Origin of the sequence: Intestinimonas timonensis, from assembly GCF_900626145.1 — a bacterium.
GTDB classification, from domain to species: Bacteria; Bacillota; Clostridia; order Oscillospirales; family Oscillospiraceae; genus Intestinimonas; species Intestinimonas aquisgranensis.
Genome location: NZ_LR130816.1, coordinates 90,700 through 116,764, shown reverse-complemented (window position 1 = coordinate 116,764; position 26,065 = coordinate 90,700). Strand labels below are relative to the sequence as shown.

General features: G+C 49.6%; 21 protein-coding genes. 11 read left to right on the top strand and 10 right to left on the bottom strand.

From position 1 onward, the window contains the following. Positions 1 to 327 precede the first annotated feature (327 nt). The 9 genes from E0E29_RS00580 to mcrC all read left to right on the top strand — a co-directional run bounded on the left by E0E29_RS00580 (position 328) and on the right by mcrC (position 14,304). Positions 328 to 1,194: a hypothetical protein gene (locus E0E29_RS00580; RefSeq protein WP_130848169.1), complete on the top strand. Its 867-nt coding sequence runs from the start codon at positions 328 to 330 to the stop codon at positions 1,192 to 1,194. 4 nt (positions 1,195 to 1,198) lie between these two features. Then, positions 1,199 to 1,861 carry a hypothetical protein gene (locus tag E0E29_RS00575; protein WP_130848168.1) on the top strand — a complete coding sequence of 221 codons (663 nt, stop codon included), beginning with the start codon at positions 1,199 to 1,201 and terminating at the stop codon, positions 1,859 to 1,861. A gap of 33 nt (positions 1,862 to 1,894) precedes the next feature. Next, a complete protein-coding gene (locus E0E29_RS00570) occupies positions 1,895 to 2,095 on the top strand; it encodes a helix-turn-helix domain-containing protein (protein ID WP_130848167.1) in 201 nt (66 codons plus the stop codon). A 32-nt stretch (positions 2,096 to 2,127) separates the two neighbouring features. Next, entirely contained in the window at positions 2,128 to 4,422 is a 2,295-nt protein-coding gene (locus tag E0E29_RS00565) for an AAA family ATPase (protein WP_130848166.1), read from the top strand. 73 nt (positions 4,423 to 4,495) lie between these two features. Next, complete coding sequence (locus E0E29_RS00560; RefSeq protein ID WP_130848165.1) at positions 4,496 to 6,586, top strand: type I restriction-modification system subunit M; 2,091 nt, start codon at positions 4,496 to 4,498, stop codon at positions 6,584 to 6,586. 12 nt (positions 6,587 to 6,598) lie between these two features. Beyond that, positions 6,599 to 7,858: a restriction endonuclease subunit S domain-containing protein gene (locus tag E0E29_RS00555; protein ID WP_130848164.1), complete on the top strand. Its 1,260-nt coding sequence runs from the start codon at positions 6,599 to 6,601 to the stop codon at positions 7,856 to 7,858. Continuing rightward, positions 7,855 to 10,824 (top strand): type I restriction endonuclease subunit R, encoded by a 2,970-nt coding sequence (locus E0E29_RS00550; protein WP_130848163.1) that lies wholly within the window; start codon positions 7,855 to 7,857, stop codon positions 10,822 to 10,824. The genes E0E29_RS00555 and E0E29_RS00550 overlap by 4 nt, the downstream gene beginning before the upstream one ends. A gap of 16 nt (positions 10,825 to 10,840) precedes the next feature. After that, entirely contained in the window at positions 10,841 to 13,237 is a 2,397-nt protein-coding gene (locus E0E29_RS00545) for an AAA family ATPase (RefSeq protein ID WP_130848162.1), read from the top strand. Continuing rightward, positions 13,234 to 14,304: a 5-methylcytosine-specific restriction endonuclease system specificity protein McrC gene (gene mcrC, locus E0E29_RS00540; protein WP_130848161.1), complete on the top strand. Its 1,071-nt coding sequence runs from the start codon at positions 13,234 to 13,236 to the stop codon at positions 14,302 to 14,304. The genes E0E29_RS00545 and mcrC overlap by 4 nt, the downstream gene beginning before the upstream one ends. A 136-nt stretch (positions 14,305 to 14,440) precedes the next feature. Here mcrC and E0E29_RS18390 read toward each other — a convergent pair whose 3' ends face one another. From E0E29_RS18390 to E0E29_RS00525, 3 genes are all read right to left on the bottom strand, one after another. Continuing rightward, the gene (locus tag E0E29_RS18390) at positions 14,441 to 16,513 is read right to left on the bottom strand and encodes a C40 family peptidase (RefSeq protein ID WP_242622322.1); all 2,073 of its coding nucleotides are present in this window, start codon (positions 16,511 to 16,513) and stop codon (positions 14,441 to 14,443) included. Between the two features lie 90 nt (positions 16,514 to 16,603). After that, entirely contained in the window at positions 16,604 to 18,940 is a 2,337-nt protein-coding gene (locus E0E29_RS00530; protein ID WP_130848160.1) for a VirB4-like conjugal transfer ATPase, CD1110 family, read from the bottom strand. Then, positions 18,933 to 19,286, bottom strand: a complete 354-nt coding sequence (locus E0E29_RS00525) for a PrgI family protein (protein ID WP_130848159.1) — start codon at positions 19,284 to 19,286, stop codon at positions 18,933 to 18,935. Before E0E29_RS00525 ends, E0E29_RS00530 begins: the two co-directional genes overlap by 8 nt. A gap of 102 nt (positions 19,287 to 19,388) precedes the next feature. Here E0E29_RS00525 and E0E29_RS00520 point away from each other — a divergent pair, with 102 nt between their 5' ends. Then, positions 19,389 to 19,751, top strand: a complete 363-nt coding sequence (locus tag E0E29_RS00520; protein ID WP_242622321.1) for a molecular chaperone GrpE — start codon at positions 19,389 to 19,391, stop codon at positions 19,749 to 19,751. Here E0E29_RS00520 and E0E29_RS00515 read toward each other — a convergent pair. From E0E29_RS00515 to E0E29_RS00500, 4 genes are all read right to left on the bottom strand, one after another. Then, the gene (locus E0E29_RS00515) at positions 19,748 to 20,593 is read right to left on the bottom strand and encodes a VirB6/TrbL-like conjugal transfer protein, CD1112 family (protein ID WP_130848157.1); all 846 of its coding nucleotides are present in this window, start codon (positions 20,591 to 20,593) and stop codon (positions 19,748 to 19,750) included. The two genes, E0E29_RS00520 and E0E29_RS00515, sit on opposite strands and share 4 nt — an antisense overlap. Before the next feature lie 145 nt (positions 20,594 to 20,738). Next, entirely contained in the window at positions 20,739 to 21,065 is a 327-nt protein-coding gene (locus E0E29_RS00510) for a hypothetical protein (protein ID WP_006574296.1), read from the bottom strand. After that, entirely contained in the window at positions 21,062 to 22,801 is a 1,740-nt protein-coding gene (locus tag E0E29_RS00505; RefSeq protein WP_130848156.1) for a VirD4-like conjugal transfer protein, CD1115 family, read from the bottom strand. The genes E0E29_RS00510 and E0E29_RS00505 overlap by 4 nt, the downstream gene beginning before the upstream one ends. A 66-nt stretch (positions 22,802 to 22,867) precedes the next feature. Next, on the bottom strand, positions 22,868 to 23,356 hold the full coding sequence (locus E0E29_RS00500; RefSeq protein WP_130848155.1) for an SLOG family protein: 489 nt from the start codon (positions 23,354 to 23,356) through the stop codon (positions 22,868 to 22,870). Between the two features lie 114 nt (positions 23,357 to 23,470). Between E0E29_RS00500 and E0E29_RS00495 the strand changes: the two genes are divergently transcribed. Further along, on the top strand, positions 23,471 to 23,695 hold the full coding sequence (locus E0E29_RS00495; RefSeq protein ID WP_007491771.1) for a helix-turn-helix domain-containing protein: 225 nt from the start codon (positions 23,471 to 23,473) through the stop codon (positions 23,693 to 23,695). Between the two features lie 5 nt (positions 23,696 to 23,700). Here the strand turns inward: E0E29_RS00495 and E0E29_RS00490 are convergent, their stop codons facing one another. From E0E29_RS00490 to E0E29_RS00480, 3 genes are read right to left on the bottom strand one after another with little or no spacing between them, the layout of a single operon-like run. Further along, entirely contained in the window at positions 23,701 to 24,348 is a 648-nt protein-coding gene (locus E0E29_RS00490) for a DUF3801 domain-containing protein (protein WP_130848154.1), read from the bottom strand. Then, on the bottom strand, positions 24,329 to 25,735 hold the full coding sequence (locus E0E29_RS00485; protein WP_130848153.1) for a relaxase/mobilization nuclease domain-containing protein: 1,407 nt from the start codon (positions 25,733 to 25,735) through the stop codon (positions 24,329 to 24,331). The genes E0E29_RS00490 and E0E29_RS00485 overlap by 20 nt, the downstream gene beginning before the upstream one ends. Beyond that, complete coding sequence (locus tag E0E29_RS00480; protein ID WP_130848152.1) at positions 25,735 to 26,052, bottom strand: plasmid mobilization protein; 318 nt, start codon at positions 26,050 to 26,052, stop codon at positions 25,735 to 25,737. Before E0E29_RS00480 ends, E0E29_RS00485 begins: the two co-directional genes overlap by 1 nt. Between the last annotated feature and the right edge of the window lie 13 nt (positions 26,053 to 26,065).

The window sequence follows — 26,065 nt, the reverse complement described above, 5'->3', positions numbered from 1 at the left end:
CACCCCCTTTCACCTCCATGGCCGAATCATACAGGTTAAAGCGGACAGGCCATGTCCGGATTAGAAAACTTTTTAGAAATCTAGGCCTCGACCTTGTTGGACATACAATATCCAATCGTTTGTAAGGTCATCTTCCATAGTTGATAGGGTTTATAAGGTCAGCAATGCAAAGAGCCATTATATTCTCGCCATAGCGAGTTCATTGCTGGGATTGTAATTTCAGTTTTTTAAGATATAATGTGTTTTAGTGGGGGTTGTTATGGGTTGTATATCCTAAACTGCCACTGCATTTTGATGTTAAGTAACTGTCAATTGGAGGAACAACCTGTGACGACAAACGAATATCCTTGCTTGTGTGGAGGTACCTTTTTCACATTGGTGCTGCAAGCCCTCCGGCAACGAATGAATGCGAGAGAACATTACAAGGGCGACAGTGACGGCCTATCTGACCCAGAAGTTCTGGTAGGCCTCATTAAGGTAATTAATCCCGCCTATACAAATCCTGGTAAGGAAAAACTCAGGGCTATAGTGAACAACTATAAGAGATGCGAAACTTCGACCAGCACCTATTTTCCATTTGATGATGATCAGGTTGTAACCGCTTTCGATATGACCGTGAAGACCGACTATCAAACATCCCTAAACGGAATGATCAAATTTGTTAATGACTTCCTCGATGTGAACAAGACGATCCATAAGGATATCAATCTAGTTCGGGCCCTTGTCGACCTGATTCAGCAAGATCAAAGTATCAAAGCCAGTGACGAGTTCTATATTGAGCCAAATGGTGAAAAAAAGAAAAAGGCCGCACTTGGCGACCTTAAAGAAGTGTGCCTCCCGTCATTCTTACTTGGCGTTTGGCATTATGTAGTTGTAAATCGAAAGAATAACGGCATAGGCAAGAAAACCTACGATATGTGGTGTCCATCTGCTGGTAGAGGTCAGAGAAAATTCACTGCTCACATTGGTGAGGGAATTCTTGATAATCTGACGATCTTTTATGCAGACGATGTAGAGAAATCAGAAACAGATTCCAAGCCAGTTGAAACGGTCATCACTGAAGATGTGCAGGCTGAGCCGGTTCAACAGACCGTGAATAATCCCTTCGTATTTAATTTCTATCAGTATGGCAACAACGGGACTCAGATAGGTCACATTGAGAATTACTACAGGAGCAAAAAGCAGGAGGACTGATGAAATGAGTGATGACACCCAGATTGCAAAGATGGGACAAAGCCTCCCCCAAATCAACGAACCGCAGCAACCAATTCAGGCAAATCTGAATCAGTATGGAAATGAGAGTACACAGATTGCGTATGTTCAACATTATGATGCTACAACGAATCAGACTGTGCTCATTATGCAGGGAACTCAACCAGCCGGCGGGACTGTCATTGGACAAGGTGTCACATTCAACTATGACTGTTTTAATTTCTTTGTCCTTGGAACTGAGCAATATGACGGTGCAACATTTATGGTTCCAAAGAATCGAGCCTTGACAGAAAGTACATCGGATGAGATGAAAGCACAGTGCGCTGCGCTCACTCCGGAAGCAATTGAGATCGTCAAGACTTTTCCCGCACTGTTTTGTAGCGAGAATCATTATTTTACAAAGACTGATCCTGACCACATGGCCTATTACGGTTATGTAACAGATATAAAGGTGCAGGATAACGGAATCAAAATATATTTCACTAAACTGAATACATTACCTCAACAGGTTTTGATAGACCTCGCTGCGGATCTCTGCATTGGAGGCGCAAAGGCTTATAATGAACTTAGCCGGACGCATTGGGCGATTAAGCGAGTCAATCTGGTGGAGGTTTTAGAAAAGGCCGGATACAGAGTATTTAAACTCTAAGCTCATGGTTACGCATAAAATGGAGGTCATACGATGAGTCGCGAATATGAAGAAATGCAGGTTGAGAAGTGGGTTAATCTGGAAGATGTCGCTGAGCATCTCAGTATCAGCCAGGATACAGTCCGTACATGGATCAAAGAAGGAAAACTCCCGGTTTACCGGGCTGGCAAACGATATAAATTCAAAATCTCTGAAGTTGATGAATGGGTGCGCAAAGGAAAAATTCAGGACTGAACATCAAAATGAGAGATAGGATGGTGAAATGAATGCAAAGTAAGGTGCCTTCGGCAATTACAAAGATTACGCTCAATAGAGCAACTTTTTCAAATGTTCCCATTAATGAGCTTACATTCGTCAACTTCTTTTATGGAAATAATGGGGCTGGAAAGTCTTCTATTGCCTATGCCATAGAAGAAGACGATGGTGTTGTGTGGGGTGACGGAAAATCAGCTGCTGATTTTGATGTACTCGTTTATAACCAGAACTTTATTAACAACAACTTTGCAAATTACGGCGATCTCAAGGGTGTTTTTATCTTTGGGGAGGAAGACATCGAAGCTAAAGAGAAAGTTGATAAACTTTCAGATGAGAAAAGGCAGAAATCTGAGGCACGTTTAGCAGCTCTTGATGAATACAAAAAGAAAACTGAGGGTCTTGAATCTGCACTTACACAGTTTCAAGACACCTGCTTTACTAAGACAGCAACAATCCGAAAACGCTTTGATAAGTGCATGGATGGCAAGAAGCAAAAGAAGAATTTTGCCGAGGCCATTATTAAAGAAGCTAACCCCATCGATCACGATTTGGCGGAACTGGAGCGTCTTTACGATGTAGCTTTTGATGATTCGGCCAGAGCTTATTCGGAGTTTAAGAAAGCGGCTGCCACCACCTACGGCAGTCTTCCCGGAAAAGACCTGCTCGACAGGATGATTGTCAGTAGCAGTGATACGCCTTTTGCAAAATTCATGAAGGCTCTTGGTGACACAGCATCCGACTGGGTCCGTGACGGTCATACCCATTATGCTGGTGCTGCCGGTGGGAAATGTCCTTACTGCCAGCAGAAGCTACCGGCAAACTTTGAAGACGAAATTGCCGCCACCTTTGATGCTCAGTACCAGCAGGACGTCCGTGACCTCGGTCAGTTCCAAGCAATATACGCGAGAGAAACCGCTGAGATCCTCCGGGTTCTCCAGGCAAACACCAACGAAGTCATGCCTACAATTGATCTAAAGGCCTATCAGGAAAAGATTGCCTTGCTGGAAAGTAATTTTGAGATTAATCGCCAGCGTATTGCAGAGAAAGTTAAGGAGCCTTCAAAGAAAGTTTCCCTTGAAGATACCGATACGCTCCTGCTTGAGATTGGCGCTCTGATTGATGACATCAACAAGATCATCAAGGCCAATAATGATGTCATTTCTGCCAAGAGGTCTAGCAAAACTAAGTGCAAAACGGAGATTATGCAGTACCTTGCATCTGTACTTGCTGATGATGTTAAGAGCTATCATGATGAGGTTGCTCGCCTACAGAAAGAAATTGAAGTTGTAACCGAGCGCGGGAAGAATCTTAAAAAGGAAATTGGAGATTTGACAAAAGAAATCTCCGACCTCAATAAACACAATGCAAACACCGAGGCCGCTATTGACAGCATCAATAAGATTCTGAAGGATTCTGGATTCCAAGGCTTTAGCATCCGTGCCAAAGAAGGCGTTGAGAATGTGTACGAGGTTATCCGTGAGGACGGTTCCATTGCTGAAAACCTGAGTGAGGGCGAGCGGAACTTCATCGCATTCCTGTACTTCTATCATCAGGTACGTGGCAGTATGACCAGTGAGGAACTGAAAGAAAAGATTGTCGTCATCGATGATCCGGTATCTAGCATGGATAGTACAGCCTTGTTCCTCGTCAGTGCCATTGTTCGTGAAATGATCAATGTTTGTCGAAACAATACTGAGTATCTGAATCAGAAGGTCCCAGGTGACTACATCAAGCAGCTGTTCATCCTGACTCATAATGTGTATTTCCATCGTGAAGTCACTTATCAACAGGTCGGCTATTATAATTGTACGTCGTTCTACATGATCCGAAAGAACGACAACATTTCCACCGTTAAACTCTGCAAGCGGCAGAGTAAGGAGGTACCGACTGAAGAAGAAAACTACAATCCGGTTCAGAACTCTTATGCCGCGTTGTGGGACGAGCTTCGAGACATTAAGTCTACGATTCCTGCTCTGAATGTGATGAGGCGCATTCTCGAATACTACTTTCTCCAGCTCTGCGGTTACGAAGGAAGTGATCTCCGAGAAATTGTACTAGAGAAAGCGGAAAACCGGACTAAGTTTATACGCCAGGTCGAAGGTGAAAAGCCGGATATGACCAATTATCACTTAGCATCTTCTTTGTTGGCTTACATCAATAATCCAAACGGTATCAGCGACGGTCTGAACTATGTTGAGGACTGCGAGGATGTGGAAGCCTATAAACGAGTTTTTGAGATGATTTTTGATGCTTTGGGACAAAGCCAGCACTTTAACATGATGACCGGTAAACAAATAAAATCCTGATTATAGGACAGCAAGAATTATAATGTAGTAGAGGTAGCATGGTACTACTATAATGAAAAACGAGGTACGTGGAATGGCAGACAAACATATCATTGATGCAATGTGGGATGACTCGCCCATTGATGTTTCTACTGAAGTAAACTTCATTTGGTCCATCGCAAATAAACTGCGTGGTACATACCAGAGCGATAAGTATAAGGATGTCATCATTCCGATGGTCATCATCCGTCGCTTTGAGTGTGCTTTGGCACCCACCAAGGCTAAGGTCGTGGAAATGTTCAAGGCAAATCCGAACTATCCGGCAAAGGCGATGTATCGCCTGTCCGGTTTCCAGTTCTACAACACCAGTGAGTATGACTTGGCGGAATTGGTCAACGACTCTGACCACCTGGCGGCTAACTTCAAGGCTTATATCCAAGGCTTTTCTGCAAACATCCAGGACATCATCCGTAGCCTGGACTTTGATAAGCAAATCGATAAGATGGATAAAAACAACCGCCTGCTCTCTGTGGTCAAGGCGTTCTCCGAGCTGGATCTGAATCCTCGTACCATTGATAATGTGAAGATGGGCTACATTTTTGAGGAGTTAATCCGAAAGTTCTCAGAAAATGCAGAAGCTGGCGATCACTATACCGGCAGAGACATTATCAAACTTATGGTCAATATCCTGTTGGCGGAAGGTTGCGATGATATTTTTGATGACGGCAAGGTCATCACTGTATTGGATCAGGCCTGTGGAACGGGCGGCATGCTTTCCACCAGCTACAATTTTATCAAGAGGTATAATCCTACCGCCGATGTACGACTTTTTGGTCAGGAGATTAACCCCGAATCTTACGCCATCTGCCTGGCGGAAATGTTGATCAAAGGCCAGAATGCAGAAAACATCTGCTATCAGGACACCATGAAGGCCGACCGCTTTGAGGGCACCAAGATGCGGTTCGTGATTGAAAATCCTCCCTTTGGCACTCCTTGGGGCGGCAAGGATGCGGCGGAAGGTGTAGAGACTGCTGTTCAGGAAGAATACAAGAAGGGCTTTGACGGCCGCTGGGGTGCTGGACTGCCCGGTTCCGGCGATATGCAGATGCTGTTCCTGCAATCAGCAATCGACAAAATGGATGACAACTTTGGCCGTGCTGCCATTATCGAAAACGGCAGCCCGCTGTTTTCCGGCGGCACAGCTTCCGGTGAGAGCCAGATCCGCCGCTGGATGTTGGAAAACGACTTGATCGAAGCAATCATCGCACTTCCTGTAGACCTTTTCTACAACACGGGTATTGCTACCTATATATGGGTACTTTCCAAAAATAAGCGTCCGGAGCGTAAAGGGAAAATTCAACTGATCGATGCGTCCAGTTTCTTCAAGAAGTTGCGGAAAGCCCTGGGCGATAAGAAAAATGAGATTACACCTGAAGATCGTACGGCCATCACAAAGATGTATGCCGACTTTTCCGAAAACGAATACTGCAAGATCTATCCCAACCAGGAGTTTATCTACCGGGAGTATGTGGTGATGCAGCCGCTCCAGCGCAGCTATGCCATTACCGCCGAACGCATTGAGGCCATGCTCTCCAAGGGTTCTTTGTCCTCTCTGTATGACCAGGCAAAGGTAGATGAACTGGAAAACGCCGAGGAACTTACCGGGAAAGAGCGGAAAAAGCTGGAGGCTTATCAGAACAACCAGCCGGTCTATGAAACCATTGTCGCCACCCTGAGTGATGCGATATCTGCTCAGGTTTATCTTTCTCCTGCGGCATTCATGCCGGTGCTTGCCAAGGTGCTAGCAAATGTGACTGCAGATAAGAAACTGCTGGAGAAGATCGCCGACGGCCTTTCCACTATGGATAAGTCCGCTGAAATTCAGCGTGACCGTAAGGGTAATGTGCTCTACGACAAGGAAACCAAGGACACCGAGATCGTAAAGTGGGACGAGAGCATTGAGGACTACATGGCCCGCGAGGTGCTACCCCATATTCCGGATGCACAGTGGTTCTTTGAGGAGAATCTGGGGGCTAAGAAGCCTGTTGTGAAAACCGGTGCGGAGATTCCCTTTACCCGCTATTTCTATAAGTATCAGCAGCCGATGCCAAGCGAAGAGCTGGAAGCAAAGTTTATGGAACTGGAGCTTTCGGTATCGGAGCGTGTGAAGAAACTGTTCAAGTGAGGCGGTGATGGTATGAGAGCGATGAAGGATAGCGGGATTGAGTGGGTCGGACAAATCCCCAGCACTTGGCGAATTAATAAAGGAAAATATTTTATCTCATTACTTAATAAACCGCCGAAGGAGACAGACGAGGTTATTACTTGTTTTCGAAATGGTGAAGTTACGCTGCGTTCCAATCGAAGGGAGGATGGTTTTACTGTCTCTTTGACTGAAACAGGTTATCAAGGCATTGATGTAGGTGACCTTATTATACACGGAATGGATGGCTTCGCTGGTGCCATTGGAATATCTGATTCCAGAGGCAAAGCAACTCCAGTACTTAATGTTTTAAATACCACCCAATGTAAAAAATACCTAATGTATTTAATGCGTTCTATGGCTTACTGTGGGTTGTTTCTATCTTTATCTACCGGTATAAGAGTAAGAACTTGCGATACAAATTGGAAAAAGCTACGTGAAATCGAATATCTGATTCCTGATTTATTTGAGCAGCAGAATATTGCTGATTTTTTGGATGCCAAATGCGCCGAAATTGATTCCCTCATTGCAGATATCAAGACCCAAATCGACACATTGGAGCAATATAAACGCTCTATTATTACTGAGGCAGTTACTAAGGGGCTGAACCCTGATGTGGAGATGGCATGCCACCAGATTTCATGGATAGAACAAATGCCAGTGCACTGGAAAGTAATCCCTTCAAAGTATCTGTTTCATAATTCAGATAAGAGAAAATGTGAAGGTGACCAGCAGCTCACAGCTAGTCAGAAGCATGGCATTGTTACTCAGCAAGAGTACATGGAACGTGAAAATTCTAAAATTGTTTTTGCCAATCAGGGGTTAGAGAACTGGAAGCATGTTGAACCATACGATTTTGTCATCAGTCTACGCAGTTTTCAAGGTGGCCTTGAGATGAGTGAGACTACAGGATGTATCACATGGCATTATGTCGTTTTGAAGGCAAATAAACCAATCTGTCCACGTTTTTACAAATGGTTGTTTAAGTCCTCGTCGTACATAAATGCGTTACAGGGTACTTGTAATTTCATTAGAGACGGACAGGATTTGAGATTTTCAAACTTTGCGCAGGTTCCGCTTTATGAGCCCCCGCTGTCTGAGCAGGAAGATATCGCGTCTTATTTAGACATGAAATGCTCACAAATTGACAGTATCAGCGATCAGAAAAAAGAACAGCTAACTGTTTTGGAAGCTTACAAAAAATCGCTTATCTACGAGTATGTGACTGGGAAAAAGGAGGTGCCTGTGCAATGACGAACGTTTTATCCGAAAAAGACTTTCAAAAGTTCCTCCTGGAACGGCTCTCTCAGGACAATGGTTATGTCATCCGCAAGGCCGCCAACTTTGACCGCCGGTTCGCCGTTGACCGGGAAATGCTATTCAAATTCCTGAACGATACCCAGCCGGACACAATGGACTACCTGCGGAAAATCTACAAGGACGATCTGGAGGATACCATCGTCAGCTTTATCAACGCAGAGACCACCAAAGCCCGTGGCAGCCTGATTGAGGTGCTGAAGCACGGTATTGAGATCTCCAATCAAAAGTTGGAACTGATGTACACAAAGCCCGCCACCACCTTCAACCCGGAACTGACTCGCAAATACGGCCAAAATGTCTTTTCTGTCATGGAGGAGGTCTGGGCCAGCGATAAAGAGCGCATCGATGTGGTGATTTTTCTGAACGGCCTTGCCATCATCTCCTTTGAATTGAAGTGCAACACCGCCGGACAGTCTTACCAGGACGCCATTTACCAGTACCGGACTGAGCGCAATCCCAAGACCCGTCTGTTTCTCTTCAAGGCGGGCTGCCTTGTAAACTTTGCCATGGACCTGGAAGAAGTTTATATGACCACCAAATTGGCCGGGGATGCCACCTTCTTTCTGCCCTTTAACATGGGCAACGGCGAGGGGGTGACAGCCGGTGCAGGGAATCCTACTTTTGAGGATAAATACAGCGTATACTATATGTGGGAGGACATTCTGACAAAGGATACCATCCTGGATCTGATCAGCAAGTTCATTTTTGTTGAGGTGAAGGAGAAAGTCGATGACCAGACCGGCAAGGTGAAACGGACTGAAAATCTCATTTTTCCCCGCTACCATCAGCTGGATGTCATTCGTAAAATTCTCGTCGATGTCCGTGTGAACCGTACCGCACAGAATTACCTGATCCAGCACAGCGCCGGTTCGGGAAAAACAAACTCTATTGCGTGGCTGGCTCATCGTTTGAGTTCATTGCATGACGCTGACAACAAAATCATCTTTGACAATATCATCATTGTGACCGACCGCGTGGTGGTGGATCGCCAGCTGCAGAAAGCCATCATGGGCATGGAGCACAAGGCCGGTCTCATCCGCGTGATGGACGATAAGTGTAACTCGGCTGATCTGGCGATTGCATTGAATGGCAATACCAAAATTATTGCAACTACCATTCAAAAGTTCCCCTATATCGTGGATAGTGTAAAGGACCTGAAAAATAAGCGGTTTGCTGTGATTATTGATGAAGCCCATTCTTCCACTGCTGGCAAAGACATGGCAGCAGTGACCATGTCCCTTGGCTCCGGTGAGCAGATAGATGCAGACGTGGAAGATATGATCTCCGATGAAATCAAGCGCAACGGCAAGCAAGCCAATGTTTCTATGTTTGCTTTTACCGCCACACCGAAGCCCACTACCATTCAACTGTTTGGCCGCCTAAATACCAAAGGTCAGCGCGAGGCATTCCATGTTTACTCTATGAAGCAGGCCATTGAGGAAGGCTTCATTCTGGATGTATTACAGAACTACACGGAATACTCAACCTTCTACCAGATCAACAAAGAGATTGAAGACGATCCTCGTTGTAAGACCAACGCCGCCAAGCGCCAGATTGCCCGTTTTGTGGAATTGCATGAGACCAACATTGCCCAGCGTATCGAGGTCATTGTTGAGCATTTCCGCACCACAGTCATGCATGAGCTGGGCGGACAGGCCAAGGCAATGGTTATCACAGCCTCTCGCCAAGCTGCTGTGAAGTATCGTCAGGCATTTGAGGACTACATCACGAAAAAAGGATATGAGGGTATTCACGCCCTAGTGGCGTTCTCCGGCAAAGTGAAGCTGCCAGATGATGAGACCGAATACACAGAAGCGTCCCTGAATGGCTTCCCAGAAGATCAGCTTCCCAAAGAATTTGACACGGATGCCTATCAGGTCTTGCTGGTTGCCAATAAATATCAGACAGGATTTGACCAGCCGAAGCTCTGCGCCATGTATGTGCTAAAAAAGTTGCGGGGTGTGAATGCGGTCCAAACGCTTTCCCGTTTAAACCGTATCTGCCCGCCGTATGATAAAAAGACTTTTGTCTTGGATTTCGTGAACAGCTACGAAGATATGAAGGCTGCGTCTGCGCCGTATTACACGACCACGCTCCTGTCCAACTCCGTGACCCCCAGTGCAATTTATGATTTGGAGGCTAAGATTGACGCCTATGCGCTGTTTGATCCTGCTGATATCGACAGTGCAAACGAGATCCTGTACTCCGAAAAGATAACCAGCAAGCAAAAACAGCGGTTGACTTTCTTCTTGCAGAAGAGCAAGAAGCTTCTCGATCATTATGAGTATGAAGAGCAACGTCAGGCCGTCGCTGATATGCGTAGTTTTGTCCGATACTATGAATTTCTCTTGCAAGTGTCCTGCTTTGAGGATCATGACTTGCATAAAAAGTATAATTTTATCGCTTATCTTCTTGCATATATCAACATCAAGCATCCAGGCGCTGGATTTAACCTGGACGGGAAAATTCAGGCATCTAACTTTGTGCAGAAAAAAGGAGAAGAACACATCTCTCCGAATCTTGTGGCAAAACCGGTTGTGAAACTGCCGACAGCAGAACACTTTGGCCTTACCGAGGATAAGGAACAACGGCTGTCCGAAATTATTGACGAGATCAACAGTCGCACAGGAAAATCCTATGACAACGATGTTGTGGTTAAGGCAATGCTCCAGATCCGTGATATTTTGATGAAATCGGACAAGCTGAAGACGAGTGCGAAGAACAACACCCAGAAAGACTTCGAGTTTTCTTACTTTGACGATATCGATGATGCACTGATTGAGGGGCTTTCCCAGAATCAGGACTTCTTCTCTTTGTTGCTCTCCAACGATGAAATGAAGCGACAGGTGCTTGGTATCTTTTCCGACGAAATTTACAGAAGTCTACGAAATGCCAACTAAATAAAGGGGGGAGCTTATGTTTGATATATTTCGGTTAAAAGAGGTCCTTGTACAGTACAAAAAGGTCTTTGTGTCTGAGCAGTGGCCAAACGAAAAATACAAATGGGAAGCAGTTAAGTGCTTTCAGGACAATTGGGATATCAATGCAAAAGACTTTGCTGATATGCTCACTCGCTCTCTTTCCAAGACATGCAATCTCTTAGCGTCAATGAATAACTTCCCGGCAAAAATGATTCAAGGCTTTGCAAAAGTTGCCCCAGAGGAAGTTCGTGCTATGTTTATTGCACTCTTTGATGAGAGCAATGATGTAGTATCTCGTGTTCTGGATTTCAAAAATCAATCCTCTATATTACTGGAGAAGTACGGAAATGGCGCAGGGCAGCATTATCAATACGAAAACGCCATCAGTACTTATCTCTGGCTCCGGTATCCGGATAAGTATTATATTTTCAAATTGAGTGAGGTAAAGGCAGTTGCCAGTGAGCTTGAGGCGGATTACCGCTTCAAGAAAGGTGCCTACGCTGACAATATTCGCAATTTTCTGAAGCTATACGATGAGATCAGCGAGTATTTGAAATTGGATACAGAGTTAGTAAACATCTTCCAATCACAGCTAACGGACGCCTGCTATTCTGATCCTGAGTTGAAAACGTTAACTATTGATGTCGGCTTCTACATTAGCAGGTATTATTCTAAGAAAGATGCAGTAGTTGACACCACCACAGGCTGGTATGGTGTTGATTATGACCCCGGCCTTTCTGTCGACGATTGGGACAAGTTGCTGAAGGACAGGACTATCTTTACAGTCAGTGCGCTTGAAATTATGAGGCGCATGAAAGATTACGGCGGCGTGGCATCATGTACTCAGCTGGCGGTTAAATACGGTGAGACACCAAACTTTTATAACTCTGGTTCTGTTGCACTGGCCAAAAGAGTTTGTGAGTCTACAGGTATCACTCCAGCCACACGAGAAGATGGCTCTACACAGTGGTGGACCATCCTCTATACGGGCCGCGATGCTGGGAAAGATGAAGATGGTAGCTTTGTTTGGAAACTGAGGGACGAACTTTCTACCGCCCTTGATAAAGTCGATTTAAGCGAAGTTGAATTGTATGTGGCTACAGCTTCCGGAGAGGCTGATCACAGATATTGGTGGCTAAATGCAAATCCGAAGATATGGAGCTTCTCCGACATTGCCGTTGGTGACGTTCAATCCTATACACTCTATAATGAAAACGGAAATAAACGACGCATCTTCCAGAACTTCCTTGACGCAAAAGCCGGTGATATGATCATAGGGTATGAATCCAATCCGGTAAAGCAGATTGTTGCGATCGGTCGTATCAGCGCAGAACAGGATGGCGAGAAGTTGTTCTTCGAGAAAGTTGAGGGACTGACTTCACCTATTGACTATGCTACACTAAAAGAATGCCCGGAACTGGAGCGTATGGAGTATTTTCAGAATCCGCAGGGCAGCCTATTTAAACTTACCAGAGGCGAGTATGATTTCATTCTCGATATGATCCGAGACGAAAATCCTGTGGTTGCCGAAGATTCTATTGATACATATACGAAGGATGACTTCCTTAATGAGGTTTATATGACCGAAAAACGCTATGAGAGACTTGTAGCCGTTCTCCGCAACAAGAAGAATATCATCCTACAGGGTGCTCCCGGTGTTGGTAAGACATTTGCAGCGAGGCGTCTGGCGTGGTCCATGATGGGAGAAAAAGACGATAGTCGAATTGAGTTCGTGCAGTTCCATCAAAACTATTCCTACGAAGATTTCATGATGGGCTATAAACCAAGTGAAAATGGCTTTGAGTTGAAGTACGGGATTTTCTATCGTTTCTGCCAGAAGGCAGCAAACCAGCCTGATCAAGAATTTTTCTTTATCATCGATGAGATCAACCGTGGCAATATGAGTAAGATCTTCGGCGAACTTTTGATGCTGATAGAAAAAGACTATAGAGGAACAAAAGCTACTCTGGCCTACAACGGGCTTTCGTTCTCAGTACCAAAGAACCTCTACATTATCGGCATGATGAACACGGCAGACCGTAGCCTTGCCATGATTGACTATGCGCTTCGTCGCCGTTTTAGCTTCTTTGAAGTTGAGCCTGGCTTTGACTCTGAGGGCTTCACCCATTACCAGAATAGCTTGAACAATGAAACCCTGAATGAACTCATTTCCAAAGTGAAGGATTTGAATCGAGAGATATCTCTCGATAAGTCGCTGGGGAAAGGCTTCTGCATTGGCCACAGCTATTTCTGTGGCAGGGATGTCTGTACAGAAGAATGGCTGCATTCCATTGTTGACTATGATATTCTTCCAATGCTTAGTGAATATTGGTTTGATGATGCCAACAAACTCCAGCGGTGGGAGAACATTTTACAAGGTGTATTTCAATGATTAAAGACAAAAGCATCTTCATAAAAAACATATACTATATGCTTTCATATGCCTTCACGACGCTGAACCAAGGCGGTTATGAGGATGTTGCTACCGAAGAATTCGAAAACATACATAATCTCTTTGCTTCTATCTTAGCAAAAGGCATCGGCAAACAGTTGAAGCAGGGCCTGTATCGAGAGTACCTAAACCGCAAGGATGACATTACCGTTGTGCGTGGCAAAATTGATATGCCGGGGACTATTCGGAACAGGCTTTCCAGAAAGCAGGTATTAACCTGTGAGTATGACGAGCTTTCTGAAAATAATCTTTTCAATCAAATTCTCAAAACTACTGTCATGCTTCTACTGCGACATGCTAGGGTCGATCAGGAACACAAGAATGACTTAAAAAAAGAAATGTCATTCTTCTCCAATGTTGACACCATTGATCCTACTGCAATCCGCTGGGCTGCAATTCGCTTTCAAAGAAATAACAGCACCTACCGTATGCTTATCAGTCTGTGTCAACTCATTCTTGACGGGATGCTGCTAACAACGGACTCTGGAGAATTTAAGCTGGCTTCTTTTGTTGACGAACAACGTATGAACCGTTTATATGAGAAGTTTATTCTTGAATACTATGCCAAAGAGTGTCCATGGGTAACAGCAACCGCCTCGCAGATTCCTTGGGCCTTAGATGATGGAGTAGGGCCAATGTTACCGATAATGCAAAGTGATATCATACTCACTAGAGGTAGCGAAGTGCTTATTATCGATGCCAAATATTACACACATACAACGCAGAAGCAGTACGACATCCACAAAATCCACTCCAGTAATCTGTACCAGATATTTACTTATGTCAAAAATAAGGATATGGAGTTTGGTGTTCAGCCTCACACTGTTTCCGGGATGCTTTTATATGCGGCAACGGACGAGGAGATCCAGCCAGATAACAGCTATCAAATGAGCGGAAATAAAATTAGTGTCCGAACCCTTAATTTAAATCGTGACTTTTCAGAAATTGCCGCACAGCTAAATGCAATTGTAGATGAGCACTTTTCGGGTCTTTCCGACCACCAATAAATCCCTATGTATCACTATGGGATGAGTCAATTAACCGTATGTCTCTAGCAGGAGGTAATGGTACCAGTATTCGTCACTGTATACAAAACTATATAATTTTGAGAGAGAGCATATAATTATGCCCTCTCTCAAACCTTTAATACGATTTATTGTAATAGACTGGCCTGCCAATGGAAGTAAAGCCATCCAGGCCGGTGATCACCACATTATTTTGGCTGAACGCACAGTGGATGATGAGCATGTTTCCGCTTTCATCTCTGCCACCTACGATTCCCACATGCTCATCATCGGGATAGAACACCAGATCGCCGGGCTGGGCCTCATTCCACGAGATGGGGGTACAGTAGGTGTGCTGCATGTGGGCACCGCCGCCGTGGCCTATGACGTACTCTCCATCAGTAACATTGTAAAATACCCAATCGACGAATCCACTGCAATCTAGCCCGTAAGGCAGGTAGGTTCCAGTAGTCGAGCTGCCGTCCGCCCATACCTTGGCGAGCTGGCCCCAGCGGGAGTCCCAGCCAATCACTAGGGACTTCCCACCCCAGAAGTAGTTGACCTTGCCTACCAGTCTGCAGGCGGTCTCCACCACAGCCCGGCGCTCCGGGTTCAGGTCAGTGGGCAGCTCAGCCAGCAGCTTCTTTGCTGTGGCGTCTGAGATCGTGAGATCCCCGGCCAAGGCAGCCAGCATGTCGGAATTTTCCAGCAGTTCATCCAGAGCTTTGTTCTGTTCCTCTGTGAAAGAATAAAATACCCGCATATCATCCGGCGTCCTGGCGGTGATCGTCACAGTGAGTATTTGCTCTGTCCAGGCCGGAGTGTCTCCGGAGGCGGGATGCTCCACCTCACTGGGGGTAGAGGTAAGTTTTATCATGTCCCAGAAAACTGTGCGCAGGGCCTCCACATTGGCCGCGTCCAATATCGCCACAGTCGTTCCATCAGAAGCGCCCGCCGTTTTGGCGGCAAACACCGCCAGAATATCAGACCAGGGGGGCGGCTGTCCCTGGATCTCCAGCGTATCATATCCACCCTCCGCCTGCATACTGGAGATCTTCTCTCCCAATTCGCCGTTGATCTGTGCCACCGCCTGGGCGGGAGAGATGGCCCCGGTTGTTTCATCAGGCCCGGCAAAAAAGATGCCTAGCGGTGAGGCGAGGATGATGCCGCACAGACAGATGACAACCACCACCGCAATCACTACTCCACCGCCTGCTGTGGCCGCGGCGGCCAGAGCCTTAGCTGCCCCGATCACGGCGCGGAGCGCACGATTTGCCGCCTGTGCGGCCTGCCTGGCGGTCACACGGGTTGCCTTTGCGGCCTTTTGAGTTCGCGCCAGTCTGGCTCCCGCCTCCGCCGCACGGCGGGCCTGTCGGGCCGGAAACGCTCTTACAGGCGGTTTCCCACCCGGCTTTCCAATTCCAGCCGTTTTGCGAATGGGATGGCCAGCCGATTTGACCGGCACGCCTCGTTCTTTTACTGCCGTCTTTGCGGTGCTGCCCATAGCCTGCCTGGAGGTCTCCCCGTGAGGCCGGGACTGCACACGAGAACCACCTGTCTGCCCAGACACCTGATGTGGCTGCTTGCGGGCCTCTATACCTTGTGGCCGTTTTCCCGAGGGAGAAGCTGCCGAGGGGCCGTCCTCTCTTGCGGGCAAGCGCCGTTCTAGTTTCCTGCTGTGGAGAAGGATGCCCTGGCGCTCCCGCACAAAGGACGCTTTTCCCTGCTGCAAGGCGCTTGGCGGTGTGACAGACGCGGGATCGGCTTGCATCTTCAGATAGGCGTCCTTGGTCTTGATATTTCTTTTTTGAGGCGTTTGGAGTGCGGACTGCGGCTGGGGGCGGCTTCTGCCCGCACTCTGCGCCCGGAGCGGATCTCCCGCTTCCTTTTTGCGAAGGCGGTCCTTTGGAGGCAGAATACTGTCATCTCTTGGCTTTGCGGCTTCCGGAGTATCATGACTGCCAGGGTATCTGTCCGGGCCTGCATCCGGGGTGTGCTTTGCACCTTTCTTTCGTTTTCCCAGCAGACGCTCGGCCAGCTGCTCCGCCCGTTTGACACCGCTCACCTCGGCATCGCCCAGCTGGTCACCGCCGAAGTTATCCCGTTGGCCGTGTTGGGCCGTGTCCCGCAGCTGGCCCCGCAGGCGTTCTGTGCCATCGTCCAGCCCCCGCCGGATCAATTCCTTCGGTACGGACTTGACCCGTTCTTTCAAAGTGTGCTGCACCTGGGGTTTCTCTTTGATTTTATCGATATATCTCACCTCGATCCAGGAGGGAGGGGCCTTGGCCCCTCCCTGGTTTTATTACGCGGCCAAGTCAGAGGGCTTGGTGGTCATCAGTTTATAGAGCTGCGTATGACGAGGGAAATTGTCCATGAAGGGCACAATGGCGCTGCCGCACTTGATGAGACCCCGTCCAAAGTCCACATTGGTGATGTAGGAGAGCTGGTTGTCGGAGATGTTCAGCAGCCGGGCCAGCTCCAGCCGGTCGGTGCTGGCCTGGTTGAGCATGACCAGGAACTCGCTGTTGGCCAGCATGGTCCGGGCCGTGTGGGACTGGAGCAGATCGTCCACATTCTGGGTCAGGCCGGTGCAGCAGGCACCGTACTTCCGCACTCGCTTCCAAAGGGTGAACAGAAAGTTGGCGCTGTACTCATGCTGGAACAGCAGATAGATCTCATCGATATAGATCCAGGTATTCCGCCCCAGGCGTCGGTTGCGGGTGATCCGGTTGAGAAAGCTGTCCAGGATCACCAGCATGCCCATGGAGAGCAGCTGTTTGCCCAGCTTCCGGATATCATAGCAGGCGATGCGTGAGCTCATGTCTACATTGGTGGGTTTGGCAAAGGTGTTGAGACTGCCCTCCGTGAACAGTTCCAGTGCCAGAGCCACGTCCCGCGCCTCGGCCTCCGGCTGGCGCAGCAGTTCGGCGTGAAAGTCCTGGAGTGTGGGGGCCTGGCCCCGGCAGCCGTCCCGCACATAGTCGTGGTAGCACTGTGCCGTACAGCGGTCGATGATGGACTTCTCCTTGGCAGACAGTTTTCCGGCCCCCACAGACTGCTCACAGAGAGAAAGCAGGAACTCCGATTTCAGCACCATGGGGTTTTCGCCCTCGCCATAGCCCTGCTCCATGTCCATGGCGTTGATGTGGTTGCTGGAAGTGGCCGAGATCTCCACCACCTCGCCGCCTAGCCCCTCCACTAGGGGCCGATACTCACTTTCCGGATCGATGATCAGGATGTCATCCTGGGTAGAGAGGGCCAGGGCGGTGATCTCCCGCTTGGCGGTAAAGGATTTGCCGGAGCCGGACACACCCAGAACAAATCCGTTGCCGTTGAGGAGCTGCTTGCGGTCGGCAATGATGAGATTTTTGCTGATGACATTCTGGCCGTAGTAGATGCCGCCCCGGTCCCGGATCTCCTGGGCTTTGAAGGGCATGAGGACGGCCAGGGCCTCGGTGGTCAGGGTCCGCAGGGCATCGATCCGCCGCAGCCCCATGGGGAGGGCGGTGACAAGGCCCGCGTCCTGCTGCCAGTTCAAGGTGGTCAGCTGACACAGATGCTTGCGCGCGATGGACTGAAGGGTCTCTGTGTCGCTGTCCAGCTCCTCCTTACTGTCGGCCAGATGCACCAGAGTCACCACAGCGAACATCATCCGCTGATCCCGTGTGGTCAGGTCATCCAGCATTTCCCGCGTCTCTTTCCGCTGCTGCTCCAGGTCGTAGGGCACCACCGCAGAGAAGTTGTTGTTGCTGTTCTGCCGCCGCTGCCAGTTGGTGACGTTGGTTTCCACCCCCAGCAGGCGGTTCTGCATCTCCCGCACAGCCTCGTCGGTGGGGACAGGGATCACGTCGATGGACAGCATCATGGTGCGGTTCAGGCTGGTGAGCTCATTGATCATGGAGTCCTTAATGTAGCTGGCATACTCTTTGAGGAACATGGCCCGGCCATATTTATCGCCCATGATGAAGTGGTCTTTCCGGAACTCCATGCTGTCCGGGCAGATGGTGTCCTTGAAGGAGCGTCCCGTTTTCATGCACTCCCGCAGATCGATATGGAACCGGGACTCCTCGCCCACCCGGTAAAAGTCGTGGAGCACACGCAGCCGCTCCACCGCGTCCAGCTCCTCACAGTGGGAATCCAGGTGATTGAGCCGGGTAGTCACATCATTCATGACCCGGTCAAAGAAGGTGCGTGCCTCCTCGGGCGTTTTCTTATGGGCGGATACTGTGACATATCGCTCCTGCACCATGCTGTTGGAGGAGTCGGTGACCTTGTCCAGCAGCATGGCGTTGTACTCCGAACGGCCCCCGTCCAGATGGTCCCCCTGGGGCGGGATCAGGATTTCCTGCTCAAAGTTGCGGCGGTTGAGCCGTTTGTTGTTAATGGTGATTTTGGTGGTAGAGCCGGTGTCCAGGGCATTGAGCAGTTCCGAGTAGCCCAGGAACATGGAGGTCTTGTCCTCTTTGGAAGCGATGGCGTAATTGATGTCGGAAAAGCGGACGGTTTTCGAGAATTTCCCGCCAAACTGAAAAAGCCCATCCGGCCAGAGACGGCGGATGGGGATGGTATCCTGTACGGACTTGGGCACCGAAAGGTGCTCTTTGTCCTGCTTCAGTGTATTTTGAAGGGTCTTAATCAAGTCGGATGGCCTCCTTTATTGATGCGTGTTCCATGAGTTTGACATAGAGATCCTCCGTTCGGAATAAGAGCCGTTTGGGCATGAGAAATTCCGAGCGGATATAAGCCATGAGAAAGCGTTCCAGGGTCATGCCGTTGTAGGTGAAAAAACCGCCCAGGGCAAAGGGAAACGCGGCTAGGATGCACACCCAGCCGATCTCGCCTGTCCCAAGAACAGGATGCAGGCAAAAGTACACGACTAGCGCCACCAGAACAGCCAGAAGGGCAAACAAAAATTGCCGCAGGGACAGGCCAAAAAATAGACTTTCCTGATAATTCCGTACTTCTTTATTGATGCGGACCTCCAAGGTCTCACCTCCTACATTTCTGCTTAGTTTTCATGGACAGACCGTTGCAAAGCCTGCCCGGCTATGGTACCATTTGCTCAACTTAGAAAGGGAGTGGAGCGCATGGTATACTTGATGCTCGGGATCGTGATGATTTTTCTCTCCATTGTGTTCCGGTTGGCAGCCGTGTTTCGCCTGACCATTCCACTGCTATATGCGCTGGTCGTCCCCACCGTGTTCCATGAATGGTATTATGCCCACCAGACTCTGGCCAACGTCATCTGGTATGCGCTGCTGGCGGTGGTAGTCCTATCCTGGGTAGTTTCCCTGATTCGGAAGGTTCGTGGCATTCTGCTTCGGCGGAGAGAGGACAAGATGCTGGAACTTATTGTGCGCAACCGTATGTGGGAGGCACAAATGTATGGGGAACCAGAACCGGATGGTGGATATAAGATCCGGGTGGACGACCTGTTTGACGATGACTAACCAAGCCCCATCAATTCCCGGATGATCCGGTCGCTCATCTTGATTGAGCCTACCAGCACCAGCATATTGAAGATCAATTCTCCAATGTAGTTCCAGACCAGCGTGGCTGGTGCTGTGGAAGCATCCCCCACAGCGGGCGGTGCAGAAGCAAACTGCGAAAAAATAACACAGGCCAATACAATGATACAGCCCTCCAGACAGATGGCGGCATAGCTTTTAAGAAAAGCGACGCCGATGCTGCTGGAGGGCTGTCCCGCAAAACTGGACAGAGGGATGGGCGCGATAGCGGTTGCCATGTAGAGTTTGAAAAAGCGGGAATAGACGGTCAGGATCATAATGAGGGAGAGAACCCAGATAAACAAAGACCCCAGCAGAGTGACCGCCCAGAGGGGGATGGATTCCAACAGTCCTACACTTTCAATGGCGGTAATGAGTTCCTCCGGGAGTGTAGTGGGCGACATGGCAGTCATGCCGGATGCGTCCATGATGGTGGATACTGCACCCTGGGCTATTCGGAACAGGGCGTTCATCAGTTCCATGCCATAGGTCACTGCCGCCTGGGCCAATACAAAGCGGATAAAGCACTTGAAGGCCACCTCTGGGCGCTTGATCTCGGTAAAGCTGCCGCAGGTCTTAACTACGCCCATCACGAAAAACAGCACCAGCAGAGCGTAGCCGATGGCTTGGAGCGCGCCGTTGATGCTGACGATCACGTTCCAGATCCCGCCGCCTTTGAATTCCTCCGGGGTGGTGCTGATCAGGGTCCAGATCTCTGCGAGTTTGTCGTTCCAGGTCTGCAGGGCGGAATTCAGATTGTCTACGATCCAGTTTCCACTGCCCAATCATTTCACCTCCTCGTCGGGACGAAATCCATTTCGTTCTGTTTCCGTCTGGCGGTGAGATTACGCTCCATTCCTTTGTCCCTCCTCTCCCACCCGCAACCGCTGCGCTGGGTTGCAGGTGGGCATTTTTTTATTCTCATGTTCATCAGCCGGTGATGAGGGTGAGGATCTCCTTGGTGAAGGTGATCACGATGCCGCCAGCGATGGTGAGCATGCCGTTGGCCCGCTGAGAGGGGTCGTGGCTCTTGAGGGACAGGCCCAGCTGGAGGACACCGAAGCCCAGCAGGATCAGGCCGATGGCTCGAATCAGGGAGAAGATGAACTCGGAAAGGTTGTTGACGACCGTCAGCGGATCGTCTGCGGCAAAGGCCGGGACAACCATAACGGTCAGCGCCAGAACGAGGCAGGAAAACAGGGCGTACAGTTTCCGTGCGCGGCGCTCATACTTACGGGTGGTCAGATCATGTTTCATGCTGCAGTCTCCTTTTCTTTGTTGGTTTCATCGGCAGTAATAACCTGGAAGAACGGTGTGCCTGGAATGGCCGGTGTGGTGTTGTGTCCATGGTGAATATACGGCGCTCCGCCTCCGTCCACGGTGTAGCGGATAGCGGGGTGCTCGGTCAGTTCATACTTTAGGTCCATGACGGGTTTTGCTCCCCGGATAAACAAGATGCAATAGCGATTATCCAACGCACGAACCTCATCGGGGGCGAGCAGCTCCCGTCCGCTCATCTGGAAATTGGTGGAGTAGGAGCCTGATTTGCCCTTGGTCTGCCCATGGGTCTTTGTATCGATGGTGGCCTTGCCCAGGGCCTCAGAGATATACTTATGGGTGCTCTGCTCGTTGCCGCCCAGATAGAGGATGGTGTCCGAGTTGCCGGGGATGGTCTCCCAGGAGTCCTTGTACAGCTCCTTGATTTGGGCCATATTCTGGATGATGGTGCTGGAGGAAATGTTACGGGAACGCATGGTGGCCAATTCACGGGTGTACCCTGGCAGCGGCATGGCCGCGAACTCATCCAATACAAAGTGGACGTGCCGGGGTAGCGCCCCATGATGGATCTGGTCCGCGCTGTAATAAAGCGTCTGAAACGCCTGGGAATAGAGCAGGGACACCAAGAAATTGAAGGTGTTGTCATTGTCCGGGATTACGGCGTAGAGAGCGCATTTCTTTTCTCCCAGGGTATAGAGGTCCATATCGTCGTGGTCCGTGATGGCCCGGATCTGGGGTAGGTTAAAGGGGGCCAGACGAACCGCGGCGGATACCAGAATGCTCTTGGCTGTCTTGCCTGCGCTCTGCTTGAATACTTTGTACTGCCGCAGAGCCACGCTCTCCGGGTTCTCCCGTTCCATGGCCTGAAACAGTAAATCCAGGGGGGAGAGATACTCGTCATCCTCCTCTCGGACCTCCGCGTATTCCAGCACCCGCATGACCATGGAGAAGTTCTGCTCATACTCCGGGGCCTCCTGGAACAGCATGAGGATGATGGCTTGGAGGAGCGCCGTCTCGGCTTTGGTCCAAAACGGATCAGATTCATGGCTGCCCTTTGGTGTGGTAGCTTGAATGAGGTTATTGACCAGCTTGAGGACATCTTTTTCATCTCTCAGATAGCGGAATGGGTTGTATCCGTCCGAATCCTCCAGGTTGACCAGGTTGAGTACCCGGATGTCATATCCCTTGCTTTTCAGCCACCCTCCGGTGGCTGTGAGCACCTCCATTTTCGGGTCGGTAATGACATAATTGGTGTTGGCCTCCAGAATGTTTGGTTTCACATAGCTGCGGGTCTTGGCCGCGCCGCTGCCGCCAATAACCAGGACGTTGAGGGAGCGGCGGTGTTTGTGGGTGTCCAGGCCCAAGCGGACATGGCGGGTCAGGATCTTGTTCTCTTTTTGGCGGAACATGGCGTTGACCTGCCGGGGAGAGCCCCAGGCGGCGGAGCCGTGCTCCTCACCGTCCCGAGTGCGCCGTTGCTCAGAGGCGTAGACGCATAGGCCCATGATATAGAGGCCGGTGCAGATCAGGATGGACAGCAGGCTTTTGTCTGTCCAATGGATATCCAGCGGGTGCTGGAGCGCCGTTGTCAGGTTGGTAAGAAGTTCCGGCAATCCACGCCCCAAGGATTGGGCAATGAGCAATGCGCCCCAGACCACCGGAACATAGAAAAACAGGGCCAGGATAATGTCCCCGGCCCTGGAGCTTTGTTTCATGAAAACTCACCTCCAGACAAAACACAGGGGACTCAGCAGATGGATTCGTCTGCTGAGTCCCCCTATTTATGGTGTGATGATAACACACGGAATGTGCTGTTGTTTGGCATAAGCGATGGTATTTCTGGTTCCGCCGCTCTCACCCGTATAGACCGCAATCACCCGTCCGGAGTGATCTACCATCCATTCATTGCGGCGATGGTATGCGGAATAGGAGAACTCCCTACTAATGCAGCGCACCATATCTGCGTGCCGTATCACCTCCACATAACGACTAGTCCAAGACGCACTCCAATGAAGCCCAAAATTTTCATACGGAAGTGCGCAGATCAGCTTCAGTCGGTTATCTGATACTCTGCGTTTAAGAACCAGCTCTGCCGCGCAAATATCTACCCCCTTTGCCATACCTGAAATAAATGTAGTAAACCCATCTTCTATCGCTCGGTCGATTTCCAGTCCTAATTGTACACATAGCTGTTCTTCGGGAATTTTCAGCTTTTCTGGCCTGTGTCCCGTAAAGCAGCAACGGTGCTGCCGTAGTTCTTGCTCATGCATAAACCACTCCTCCTTAGGTATAGACTATAACATTATCCAATGTAATAGTCTATACCTTTAGGTGGGCAATTCCATATTATCTAACTACAACATTAGATAATAGGAGCATGAGATATGGTAAAACTAAATGTGTTGGCATTGCTGGAGAAACAGGGCAGGACAAAATATTGGCTCTATAAGCAACTTGGAATGAGCTATCAGAATTTCAACCGCATGGTGAACAATGAAACTCAGTCTATCAAATTGGAGCGAATTGAAACCCTGTGTTTATTGCTAAACTGCACACCAAATGACTTGTTTGTAATCGATTGTGAGTGTGAACATACTCCCCAACAGTAGGGGCATTATCTCTGCTTGGGGCGTCCTTTTTGTTTGCTTCTGGCCGGAGCCGCTTTGTGCTGCCGATTTAGCTGTTCCCGGTATCCCTTCAGCTGTGCCAGAACAGAGGGGCGCTCATGAGTCGTCTCCGTACTGATTTCGCTCTTGGAGATACTGGAGCTGCCGCTGATACCGGCCAAGTCGAACTCCGACCGAGACTCTTTTTTTGGCGTTCTTTCCTCCCGGATCACGGAATCCCGCATGGGGGCTTGCTCCTTGGCTGGTGTACTCTGGCGATCCTGCGGAAGGTATCGGATGCGCTCAAAAATGAGATTGGCTCGCTCCAGCTCTGTGACTGGCATGGCCACATCTACCACCTTGCCCCGCCCATCTGAATCCCGGATGACAGAAAACAGGATCTTCTGTTTGACCGCTCTCTGCTTGAATGCCTGATACTGTTCCGGCGACATGGGGAACATTCGGATATCCCGTGTTTCCCGGAGCATTTTTCCCATGTTGACCTTTCCGGATAGGGTCTTGTGGTGCTTTGCCAAAGCCAGCGTGATGGCCAGTAGATTTTTGAGAGCAGATGCACCCAACCGAACTGTCACTTCTGTGCCGGTCAACATCATGCGGACCATCTGGTCGGCAGCCTCACCGCCTCCGATGTTCATCGTGTTCCACCTCTTTTCCTCTTGTTTTGGTTTTGCGGATATCTTCTTCCATCTGCTTACTTGCCGTCTGGATTTCCCGGCACAAGTCCAGCTTTTTGCGTTCTGCGCGAATCTGCCGGTTTAGCTCGGCAAGCTGGTTATACACCTCCGTTTTTTCTTGTGTCAGATGCTCAGAGGGGACGCCGCACCGTTCCAATAGGCGCACGGCTTGCATGTAGCGGGCAAACTCTTCCTCCATGCCGGACAGCCCCTTCTCATAGCATACCTTGGCCGGTGCCAGGGCCTCCACATCCGCCAGGGCGTCGTACAGCGCCTGCCGCTTCTTTTTGCGCACATTGAGGATGGTGCGCTGCTTCATCAGATCGGCCAGTGTTTCCTCTGTGCGGCTTTGATAGGCGGTCATTTCGTCAGTGGTGGAAATGTTGTTCTCTCGCAGGAAAGCAAACTGTGTCCGGTACTGCTCAAATTTCATGACTTCCTGCCGCAGGTGCGGCGTCATCCTGGGGGGATACTGTCGCTGTTCGATTTTTCCCAGCAGGTAGAGATAATGAACGTACAGGGCCAAAAAGCCCGTGTATTTGGGGTGTCTGCGGTAGGGACGAAACATGGGCCTGTCAGAAAATGCGGCCCGTTGACCTGTCTCGATTTTCTCCAAATTGCCCAGGATGGCGGCACGGATACCGTCCTCTGTGAATGCGGCATTTTTTCTGCCTGGATACTGAAACCGCTCCTGCCCCCGCAGACGGAATCCCAGACGGTTTCCGTGGCGGATCTCGTAGCCCTTGTGCTCCATGAGCAGGAAGAAGTGTCCCAGGTCATTGGCGTCCTCAATGGACTCCTGGAGATCCGCCTCCAGCATGGAGCGAAAGGTAGGTTGACCCTTGGATTGACGCAGACACTCCACATAGCTCATGGATTTGGAGGTCTCTCCGGATAGGATCACAGAGAGGCCGTGCTCCCGGCACAGCCGGTCTGAGATGGCCCGGATCTGGCAGTAATAGCTTCTGGCATTGCTATGATATTTCTCGCCGGTGTCCGCGTTCACAGAGTTGAACACAATGTGCGAATGGATATGCCCCCGATCCACATGGGTGGCAATTACCGCCTCGTAACCGTCCAGATGCTCCGCAACGAAAGTCTTGGCAATTTCCAGAGCCAGCTCGGGAGAGATTTCACCGGGCTTGAAGGACTGGACAATATGGTAATACTGGACGCCCCCCATGTTTTCGGTGTCCCGTTTCGTCTCCAGCATCTGACGGCATTCCCGGCCTGGCTCACAGCCCTGATGGGCGGTGAGGATCTTCTGCTCCGTCTTATCGCCGTTCAGGATATAGTCGATCCCAATATCCAACCGACCTTTCCGAGCCAGAATTTTGGTGACAGCCATTACGGATTGGCCACCTGGTACATCAACTCATAGACTTTATCCAGCAGGAACAGTCCACGCCTGGCATCCTCTGCCGTGGCGATACCGGCATTGACGCTGCGGGCGATCTGGTTGATGTTATTGCCGATGTGATGGATCTCCGTGCGGAGGTCCTTGATATCCTGGGAGGGTCTGGCCCGGATCGGAGTCCCGTCGATGAGCCGGACGATATAAGCCCGTTTACACAGCCCGCAGAGTTTGGCCTGACGGCAGAGCTGCTGATACTGCTCCGCCGTCAGCTCAATGTGCAGATGGTGTTTTTCTTTTGAGAGCCCCAAGCGTGCCTCCTTT